This is a genomic window from Clostridium sp. (assembly GCF_051654825.1).
GTDB lineage: Bacteria > Bacillota > Clostridia > Clostridiales > Clostridiaceae > Clostridium.
Window position 1 is genome coordinate 1 of record NZ_JBOFYU010000017.1, and the last position, 11,932, is coordinate 11,932.

Sequence of the window (11,932 nt, forward strand, 5' to 3'; positions counted from 1 at the left end):
TAGGAGAGATTTTACTTTAGATAAATCCTATGAAGGGAAAAAAGTTTTTGTTGAATTTGAAGGAGCAATGGGTAATACAGAAGTATTTATAAATGGTAAAAATATTACTAAGCATTATGGTGGTTATTTACCATTTACAGTAGATATATCTGAATTTATAAATTTTGAGGGCAATAATGTTATTGCAGTAAAGCTTGATAACTCAAATGATCCTCAAACGCCACCAGGAAAACCACAAAATGTGTTAGACTTTTTATATTATGGTGGTTTATATAGAAATGTAAACCTTTATTTAACAGATAAAGTATATGTAACGGATTCTATTTTAGCTGATAAAGTTGGTGATGGTGGAGTTTTTGTAACATATCCAGAAGTAAGTAAAGAAAATGCTGTAGTAAATGTAACCACAAATGTAAAAAATGATTATGCTGAAGATAAAAAAGCCTATGTTACAACAGAAATTATTAATAAATCCGGTGAAGTAGTAGCTAGTAATACATCTGAAAAAGCTAATATTTTAAAGGGAACTGATAATACATTTAAGCAAGTTATTGAAGTTATAAATCCAGATTTATGGACAACATATGATCCTAACTTATATACCTTAAAAACTTTAGTAAAAATCAATGATGAAATCATAGATACTGTAGAAACTAAAATAGGTATTAGAAGGATAGAGTTTACTAATGATAGAGGATTCTTTATTAATGATGAGCATATATTCTTAAATGGTGTAAATAGACATCAAGAATATCTTTATATTGGAAATGCAGCACCAGATTCACTTCAATATGATGATGCAAAACAAATAAAAGATGCTGGATTTAATATGGTTAGAACAGGACATTATCCTCCAGCTAAATCATTTTTAGATGCATGTGATGAATTAGGTATTGTTGTAATAGAACCAATACCAGGTTGGCAAACATTTGGAGATTCAGTATTCCAAGAAAGAGCTATTCAAGCTGTAAGAGAAATGGTTAGAAGAGATAGAAATCATCCTTCTTTAGTTTTATGGGAATCAAGTTTAAATGAAACTTGGATGTCTAGAGAATTTGCACAAGCTGCATATGATGCTACTCATGAAGAATACCCAGGAGATCAATGTTATGCAGCATCAGATTATACATCCTATGGAAAGGAAATTTATGATGTAAATTATAAGGAAATTGATACTTCAGATAAGCCTCTATTAACTAGAGAGTGGGGAGATGAATGGAGTGAAAAAGCAGATTCACCTGAAGGTTATAGATCAGTAAGATCAGTTGGTGAATTAGATATGATTAATTCATGTTATTCAAGACAAAATGCCTTAAATGGAAATGGTTATTTTGATTGGTGTGGATTAAATGCAAATAAAAGAATAAGTGGATATGCCTTATGGAGTTACAATGACTATAATAGAGGAACTGAAAATGAAACTGCCTTTTCAGGTATAGTTGATAGAGATAGATATGAGAAGTTTAATTATTACTATTTACAAAGTCAAAGAAATCCTGAGTTAATTCAAGATGGGGTGGATTCAGGGCCTATGGTATTTATAGCTAATTATTGGATGGAATCATCTCCAAAAGATGTAAACGTATTCAGTAATTGTGAGCAAGTTAAGTTATATTTAAATGATGAATTAATAGAAATAAGAAATCCAGATGAGGGATTTGAGCATATTGCACATCCTACTTTTACTTTTAAGAATGTACCATGGAAAGCTGGAAACTTAAAGGCAGAGGGAATAATAAATGGTGAAGTAGTTGCAGAATACGAAGTTAATACACCAGGAGAACCTCATCATGTTGAAATTGATTTTACAAATGCAGAAAGAGATTTGTTAGCTGATGGATCAGATGTAATTATAGGTTATGCTTCTGTAAGAGATGAAAATGGAAATATAGTATCAAATTATTCTGATTTAATATCATTAAATGTTTATGGTGAAGGAAAACTTATAGGAAATGCTGAAGAAAGAAGCAATGCAAACCCTGTTAAGGTTGAAGGTGGAATAGCACCAGTATTTATTCAATCTACAAATACTGCTGGAGATATAAATATAGTAGCAACAGCTGATGGAGTAGAAAATGGAAATGTTGTTATAAAAACAAAACCAGTAAATGAAAACTTTGTTCCAGGTGGATCAGATGTAGATGAATCAGCTATCTATGGAAAAAATATTGGTTTAAATAAAGAAGTTTTATGTAGTAGTGAATTAGAAGGGTTTGAAGCATCAAAAGTAAATGATGGCGATAAAAATTCATTATGGAAACCTTTAGAAGGAGAAAACCAATGGATTACTATAGATTTAGGAGAAAATAGAAATATTTTAGGGCTTAAGCTAGATTGGAAAACTACTAATAAGTCTAAAAATTATACTATTCAAGTATCAAAGGATAATGAAAATTGGATTAGCCTATATAAGGGAACAGATAATAAATTTAATGATAAAGAATTATTTAAATTTGCATCCTATGGAAGATATATAAGGGTGTTAATGGAAGGTAATAGCAAAGACTTTAGTGAATTAAGTGAGTTAACTGTTTATGGAAATGAAGAAGGTGGCGGAGATTTAGTAGAAGATGAAAAAAGAGTAAATGTTGCATTAGGAAAAGAAGCATTTGCTAGTAGTAATATAGAAGGAAGAGAACCTAATAAAGCAATTGATGCTGACACTAGCTCTATGTGGAGAGCAGAAACAGATGGCGTTGAATGGATAACTGTAGATTTATGTAAGCTTTATAACATTACAGGTTCAAAGATTTTATGGGGAAAAGATAGCGTATATTATTCTTATAAAATAGAGGTTTCTGATGATAATAAAAATTGGAAGGAAGTCCTTAAGTCAATAGCATCAGGTCAAAATATGCTTCCAGATAATTATTCAGAAAATTGGGTTAGATATGTAAGAATAACAATAGACAAATTAAATGGTGGAGTATTAGAAGTTCCTGCAATAAGAGAACTTGAGGTTTATGGTAAGGATATCGCAGGTGTTGAAAAAATACCTCAAAATCAAATGAGTGTTGTAACTAATAGTGAAGAAACTATAGATAGAGATAACAAAGCTCTTAATACTATTGATGGAATTAAAGATACAATGTGGCATTCACAATGGACACCAACAAGTGAAAATCTACCACAAGATATAGTTTTATCATTAGATAAAAGCTATAAAATTAGTAAACTTAATTATCTTCCAAGACAGGATGGATCTACTAATGGAAGAATATTGAAATACAATGTTTATGTAAGTGAAGATGGTAAGAACTTTACTAAAATAGAAGAAGAGGGTGTTTGGGCAAATAACAAAGAAGAAAAGCAAACAAACTTTGAAGCTATAAATGCATCATATATTAAACTTGAGTGTATAGATGGATTGGGCGATTATGCAACTGCTTCAGAAATAAATATTTATGAATTAGATTCTAATGGGGAAGAGAAGAAAATTCCACAAAACTTAATTAAGGCAAAGGCTAGCAGTGAAGAATTAGTTGGTGGAAATAATGGAGCTAGTAATGTTTTAGATGGAGATCCAAATACAATATGGCATACAAATTGGACAAGTGCAGGGTTACCACAAAAACCTTATTATTTAATTTATGACTTAGGTGGAACTTATAATGTTGAAGAATTTAGATATTTACCTAGACAGGATTCAAATTCTAATGGCGATATATATAAATACAATCTTTATACAAGTGAAGATGGAGAAAACTTTAAGTTAGTAAAAGAAAATGGAACCTTAGCAAAGGATAAGACAGAAAAGACTATAAAGTTTAATCAAACTAAGGCAAGGTTTGTTAAGTTTGAAGTTTTAGACAGTTACGGTGGTCATGCTTCAGCAGCAGAAATTAATATTTATAAGGCTTTAGTAGATGGAATAAATATTGACACTACTGTAGGAGTAAAACCAAATTTACCTAATGAAGTTAGAGTAACATTAGATTCAGAAAATATAAGAACTGGTATAGCTATATGGGAAGAAATCGATGAATCTTTATATGAGAAAGAAGGAGAATTTACAGTTAGTGGTGTTATAAAAGATATAGATATAAAAATTACTGCTAATGTAAAGGTTGTAAAGGAAGAAGTAGATAAAGAACCTTTAAAAATAGTAATTGATGAAGTAAATGATTTATTAAATAATTCTCTAGAAGGTTTCAATGAAGGAAATTACCATATAGGATCTAAAAATGAATTAAATAAATCATTAGAAGTAGCTAAAAGAATTTATGAAGATAAAGATGCTACAAAGATTCATATAGAAAAGGCTATTGAAGATCTAAATAATGCTATAGGAAGGTTTGAATCATTATTAATAGGAAGTTTAACTGGAGATTTAAATAAGAATGGTAGATTTGATATAGGAGATTTATCAATAGTATCAAAGTTACATGGTATTAATGAGTCTAGTAGTAGCGACCAGTGGAATAAGGCAAAGGAATTTGATTTGAACAAGGATGGATTTATAAATGATTATGAATTAGAGTTTGTAACATTTAAAATATTAAATTAATTTAAAAAAGAAAGGTGAGAGAGAAATGAAGAGAAGGTTTATTGCTGTTTTATTAGCAACATCAATGGTTTTAGTTTCAGGAAATGAATTGCTTTTAAGTATTTCAAATAAGGTTAATGCGGATACACAGGAGTCATCGGAGTGGAATGGTAATCCGGAAATTTTTGAAGTAAATAGAGAAGAGGCTCATGCAACATTTGTATCTTACGAAAGTAGTGAAGCTGCATTAGAAGATGCTAAAAAGCCTATAGCTGAAAGAGGTGTTAGGGTAGATTCGAAATATCATAAGCTTCTTAATGGTGAGTGGAGCTTTAGCTTTGCTAATAAGCCAAGTGAAAGAGAAAAGGATTTTTATAAAAATGATTATGATACTAGTAACTGGGACAAAATCCAAGTTCCTGGTAACTGGCAAACACAAGGTTATGATCAAATAATATATACTAATAATATTTATCCATGGACAGATGTAGAAACTCCAGAAGCACCATTTGCTCCAACTGAATTCAATCCAGTTGGTTCATATAAAAGAAGCTTTGAAGTTCCAGAAGATTGGACAAAGGATAGAAGAGTTTATTTATCATTCCAAGGTGTAGAATCAGCAATTTATATTTGGATTAATGGAGAATATGTAGGTTATGGTGAAGATAGTTATACTGCTAAGGATTATGATATAACTGACTATTTAAAACCAGGTGAAAATGATATTTCAGTAGAAGTTTATAGATGGTCTGATGGTAGCTGGCTTGAAGATCAAGACTTTATTAGATTAAGTGGTATTTTTAGAGATGTATTTATATATTCAACTCCAGAAGTAAGAATGAATGACTTTGAAGTTGTTACTGAATTAGATGATGAATATAAAAATGCAGAGCTTCAATTAGAAGTAGATTTATCTAATTATATAAATAGCAAGGATACTTATACTGTTGAAGCTATGCTTTATGATGATGAGTATAATAAGGTATTAGATACTCCTATTAATATGACAACTGACTTCACTAATGAAGAGAAATTTAATGATAAGGCTACGAGAGTAGTTTTAAATGAAAAGATTGAAATAGAAAATCCTAAAAAATGGTCTGCTGAAAAGCCAAACTTATATACTTTAGTTTTAAGCTTAAAGGACAAGGATGGAAATGAGTTAGAAGCAGTAAATACTAAGGTTGGATTTAGAGAATTTAAAGTAGATGGAAAAGAAATGCTTATAAATGGTAAGCCGATAGTATTTAAGGGTGTAAATCGTGTAGAAACTGACCCTAGAGATGGAAGAGCTGTAGATATTGAAACTATGATTTATGATATAGAATTAATGAAATCAAGCAATATCAATGGTATAAGAACTGCTCACTTCCCAAGTAATCCAGCATTATATGAGTTATGTGATGAATATGGACTATATGTAATGGATGAAGCAAATATCGAATCTAATGGAGCAACTGATATATTACCAACAAATGATCCAAGATGGACAGCAAACTGTATTGACCGTGTTAAGAGTATGGTTGAAAGAGATAAAAATCATCCTTCAGTAGTTATTTGGTCATTAGGAAATGAAGCTGGTAAGGGAACAAATCATATAAAAATGAAAGATTGGATACATGAAAATGAGCCATCAAGACCTGTTCATTATCAAGATGAAGGAAGTGGAGGAAATGATGAAGCATCTGATATGGTAAGCTTTATGTATTCTAGTCCTAAATCAATAGAAAACTATGCATTATCAGGAAGAGAAAAACCTTTTGTATTAAGAGAGTTTTCACATTCTATGGGTAATAGTACAGGTGGACTAGCTGAATATATGGAAATGTTTGAAAAGTATGATGCTTTAGCAGGAGGATTTATTTGGGACTGGGTAGATCAATCAATTTATACTCCTATTCCAGAAAAATATGTAGCTGTTGATTCAAGTGAAAATAAATTTGAAGGAACATTAAGTGGTGGTGAATTTACAGAAGGTAAAGATGGCAAAGGAATGAAGGGTTACATGACTATGTCAAATGATAAAAAGTTAAACTTAACAAATGATTTAACTTTAGAAGCTTGGGTTAAGCCTTTAGGTGGAAATAGTCCAAGTGTTATAGTTGCAAAGGGAGATAGTCAATTTGCGTTAAAAGAAAATGGTGATGTTTATGGAAATGAGCTAGAGTTCTTTGTTTTTGACGGAAAAACTTGGGTTTCAGTTAAAACTAAGGATGTACCAAGTGATTGGAAAAATAAATGGCATCATGTAGCAGGAACTTATGATGGAGAAAAGTTAAAACTATATATAGATGGAAAATTAGTTGGTGAAAAAAATCATACAGGTGGAATTGCATCAAATAATTATCCAATATCTATTGGTGGAGATGCAGAAACAGGAAGAAGAAGTAATATGATTATAGATTCTGTAAGAGTATATGATAAGGCGCTTACAAAGGAAGAATTAAATGATACTGAAAGAACACCTGATAAAAATTCAGTATTATGGATGGATTTTGAAAATGGTAAAAATGTAAGCGAAGGTGGAGAATATTTAGCTTATGGTGGAGATTGGGGAGATAAACCTAATAATGGTAACTTCTGTGCTAATGGTATTTTAGCAGCAGATAGAACTCCAAAACCTGCATTAGATGATGTTAGATATCACTTCCAAGATGTAGAATTTAATGAAGTTGATTTAGTAAATGGTGTAATATCAATTGAAAATGAATTCTTATTTAACAATTTAAGTGAGTATGACTTAGTTTGGGAATTAAATAAGGATGGAGAAGAAATAGAAAGTGGAATTATGAATGTAGATATTAATCCTAGGGAAACAAAGGAAGTTGTGATTCCATTTACTACTCCAGAAAATATAGAAAATACATCTGAATATTGGTTAAATGTAGGATTTAAGCTTAAAGAGGATTCAAAGTGGAAGGAAGAAGGTTATGAAATTGCATTTGAACAATTTAAAGTAAACTTTAGTGAGTTTAAAAAAGAATTTGTTGATATTGAAAAGATGGAAGCACTAGATGTTAATGAAGATGATAAAACTATTAAAGTAACAGGAAAGAATTTTGAAATCGGCTTTAATAAGGAAGAGGGAAGCATTGATACTTATAAAGTAGATGGAAAAGATTTAATAGTATCTCCAATAGAACCAGATTTTTGGAGAGCTCCAACAGATAATGATAGAAATAATGGAATGGCATCAACTGTTTGGAAAAAGGCTAGAGAAAATAGAACTATAGATGATGTAAAGGTAAGTAATACAGAAAAAGTTACTACTATAGAAGTAGATATGACTTTAGCTACTACAATTAAATCCTCATATAAAAATGTTATCCAAGTTTATGGAGATGGTTCTATTTCAATATCATCTACTTTAAATCCAGGTTCTGATACTCTTCCAATTATACCTACAATAGGTATGGAATTTAAAATGCCTGAGGAATACAAAAATATAAAATGGTATGGTAGAGGTCCAGGGGAAAACTATATTGATAGAAATTTAGGGTCACCAGTTGATGTTTATGATAGTTTAGTAGAAGATCAATTCTTCCCTTATATTAAACCTTCAGAAACAGGCAATAAAACTGATGTAAGATGGCTTACATTAACTAACGATAGTGGAGTTGGGCTACAAGTATCAGCAGATAATGTAATGGAGTTTTCTGCTCTTCCATATACTCAAAATGAATTATCATCTAAGAGACATACTTATGAGCTTAATAAAGATGATAATGTAGTAGTAACATTAAATCATAAGCAAACAGGTGTTGCTGGTGATGATAGTTGGGGATCTAAACCTCGTGATTATGCAATGCTTTATCCAAATAAAGAATATAATTATAAATTTACAATGAGACCTATTGATTTAAGTACACAAAACCCTATGGAAGAAAACGCTAAGGAACTTCCTTATTCAGTAAAAGAAAACCAATCTGTTAGTGTTGGAACTTTAAAGGGAGTAAAACCTACTTTACCAGAAAAAGTTAAGTTAGAATTAACTAATGGTATTAAAGAAGAGGTTAATGTAGTTTGGGAAGATATTTTAGATGATGATTATAATAATGTAGGAGACTTTGTAGTTAAAGGAAGAAGTGTTGGAACAGAAATTGAAGTATTAGCAAAGGTTTCAGTAAAAGATATTCTTCCATTTGATAATGTTGAATTTAATACTTTAGTTGGAGTAAAACCAATATTACCAAGTACAATAGAGGTTAATTATACTGATAATACTAAAGAAAATGCAAAGGTAACATGGGAAGATATATCTAATAAGGACTTTTCAAAAGAAGGAGAAGTAATAATTAATGGTATTGCAAATGTTTATAATACAAACGTAGATATTTCTGTAAAAGTAAATGTTACTAAAGGTGATTATTTAAGTGATTTAGAATGGAGTTATGCTCAAACTGATTGGGCAAATGTAGAAAGAGATAGAAGTACTGATGGAAACAAAATATCTTTAAGAGATGAAGTAGGAAGAGTTTTCTATGATAAAGGATTAGGAAGCCATGCTAATTCAACCATTATTTACAATATTCCAGAAGAGGGATATAAGTATTTTGAATCATTTGTAGGTGTTGACCAAGAAATTGGAGGGGATAGTCCTTCAGTTACCTTTGAAGTTCATGTAGATGGAGAAAAAGTTTATGATAGTGGATTAATGAAAGCCCATACACCACAAAAATTTGTTCAAGTCAATATCGACGGTAAAAAAGAACTAAAATTAGTTATTACTAATGGAGGAAATGGAAATGGTGGAGACCATGCTGACTGGGCTAATGCAATGTTTGTGAAAGCTTTAGAAAAGGAAGAAAATATCATAGTTTCAAAACCAAGTAATTTAAGAGCTTCTGAAGTAACTAATAGTTCCTTAAAGCTAACATGGAACCCTTCAAAAGAAGTTATTGGTTTAGAGGAATATGTAATCTATAAAGATGGTAAGATTCTTTGTAGTGTACCTGCAGATAATACTGAATATTTAGTCCAAGGATTAAGAAGTAATTCTATTTATGGATTCAAGGTTACTGCTAAATATAAAAATGGTGAAGAATCTAAGCCTGTTTCAATAAATGTAAGAAGCTTAAAATAGATAAGTTAAGTATTATAGATAATTAGAAAAAATAAATTATAATTTGAAAAGGATGTAGTCAGAAAATGGTTACATCCTTTTTATTTATATATTAGAGTTTTGTATCCTAAAAAATAGATTTAATATAAATTATATACATTTAAGTAAACTTTTTACAGATAAAAGTTTAAAATAATTAAAATATTGAATTGTAAAGTAAAACTTTACAATGGAATAAATAGTAATTTATTCTAATAATTACTTAAAGTCCTTTTAAGTATAATTTAAAAAAGTTAATAATTTTACAACTTAGAAAATAACAATTAATAAAATAATATACTTTTATGTAATAAAATTAAAATAATTACATAAAATAATTAATTTGACAATATATGAAAAAGAATGTACTATAATCATGTAAACATTATCTTTGTTGAAATATAAGGTCTTATGTAGATTTTAGACAAGGGTAATGCTGTATATATAACTTAATTTGGGAGGTAACGATATGAAAAAAAGAATGTTAGTAAAAATGATTGCAGCAGTCGTTTTAAGCACTATGGTAGTATCAAATTTAGCAACAACAAGTACAATTTATGCAGAACCAATATTATCACTAGCAAATGATGTACAAGTAGTAGAAGAAAATGATGGTTACAATTATATTGGAGCTGTAGAAAGCTTTGACCAATCTGGAAACAAAGTTACTATTAAAATGACAACAGGTGAATATGTTCGTTTATCATTCTTAAACGATAAGGTATTTAGATTATACATGGATCCAACAGGTGAGTTCCAAGAAGATCCAACTCCAAATAAGGAAAATGAAATAACTAAGATTATTGCAAAAACTGAAGCAGAATATGAAAATGTAGCACCTTCAGTTGTAGATGGTGAATTCCTTGAAATATCAACTGATTCAGTTCTTTTAAAAATGGAAAAAGCTACTGGAAAAATGGAGTTAATTAATAAGTTAACTAATAAAACAATTTGGAAAGAAGCAGAAGCATTAAAGTATAAATATAACTCAACAGTTCAAACTCTTGAAACTAACGAAGATGAATTCTTCTTTGGTGGAGGAATGCAAAATGGACGTTTCTCACATAAGAATAAGACAATTCAAATTAAAAATACAAATAACTGGGTTGATGGTGGAGTTGCAAGTCCAACACCATTCTATTGGTCAACAAATGGATATGGTGTAATGAGACATACGTTTAAACCAGGTGAATATGCGTTCTCATCTACTCAAAAAGATAAAGTAGTTACATCTCATGAAGAAAAAAGATTTGATGCTTATTACTTTGTTGATGAGGCTCCTGAAAATATAATTGGTCAATTTACAGAGTTAACAGGTAATCCATTACTATTACCTGAATATGGATTCTACTTAGGTCACTTAGATTGTTTCTCAAGAGACTGGGTTAATGATGAAACAGGAAAGCAATCTCAAACACCAAAGCCAGGATATAATAGACAAGAATCATTAATGGTAGATGCTAAAAATATCCTAGATATGCATGTTGAAAATGATATGCCACTTGGATACTTTATGCCAAATGATGGTTATGGATGTGGTTACGGAAGAGCTGATTCAATAGATGGAAATATAGAAAATTTAAAAGAATTTGTAGATTATACAAGAAGTAAGGGAGTTCAAACTGGTCTTTGGACTGAAAGTTCATTAAAACCAACTGGAGATAAGGTTCCATACTTAGAAAGAGATATAGATAAAGAAGTAGGTGTATCAGGAACTAATGCAGTTAAAACTGACGTTGCATGGGTTGGACCTGGATATTCATTTGCGCTTAATTCAGTAAGACAAGCTGCTGAAGGAATAGAAAAGAATTCTAAAGATAGAGCAAGACCATTTGTATTCTCATTAGATGGATGGGCTGGAACTCAAAGATATGCTGGATTATGGTCAGGTGACCAAACTGGTGGAGATTGGGAATATATTAGATTCCATATACCAACATATATAGGATCTGGTTTATCAGGTAATCCAAATGTAGGATCTGATATGGATGGTATCTTTGGTCAAAATAAAATAATTCAAACTAGAGATTTCCAATGGAAAGCATTTACTCCAATTCAAATAGATATGGATGGTTGGACAAGTGATTCTATGACTGATAAAACTCCATTTAATCATGGTGAGCCTTATGCTTCTATTAATAGAATGTATTTAAAAATGAAGGCTGAAATGATGCCATATATATACACTATTGCTAATGAAGCAGTAACAGGTAAACCAATGATTAGAGCTATGATGCTTGAATATCCAAATAAGTTTACTTACGGAACTAAAACTCAATATCAATATATGTGGGGACCTAATATGTTAGTTGCTCCAGTATATCAAGATACTGCTGGTGATGGTA

The 11,932-nt window shown here is 30.3% G+C and carries 3 protein-coding genes; all 3 read left to right on the forward strand.

The features are described 5' to 3' along the window. Nucleotides 1-4,507 (forward strand): discoidin domain-containing protein (locus ACRDBA_RS00685; protein WP_438571028.1); only part of this gene is annotated, 4,507 nt, incomplete at its 5' end. Between the two features lie 25 nt (nt 4,508-4,532). Beyond that, a complete protein-coding gene (locus tag ACRDBA_RS00690) occupies nt 4,533-9,569 on the forward strand; it encodes a glycoside hydrolase family 2 TIM barrel-domain containing protein (RefSeq protein WP_438571029.1) in 5,037 nt (1,678 codons plus the stop codon). A 487-nt stretch (nt 9,570-10,056) separates the two neighbouring features. Continuing rightward, the coding region (locus tag ACRDBA_RS00695; protein WP_438571030.1) for a TIM-barrel domain-containing protein at nt 10,057-11,932 on the forward strand (1,876 nt) is incomplete at its 3' end.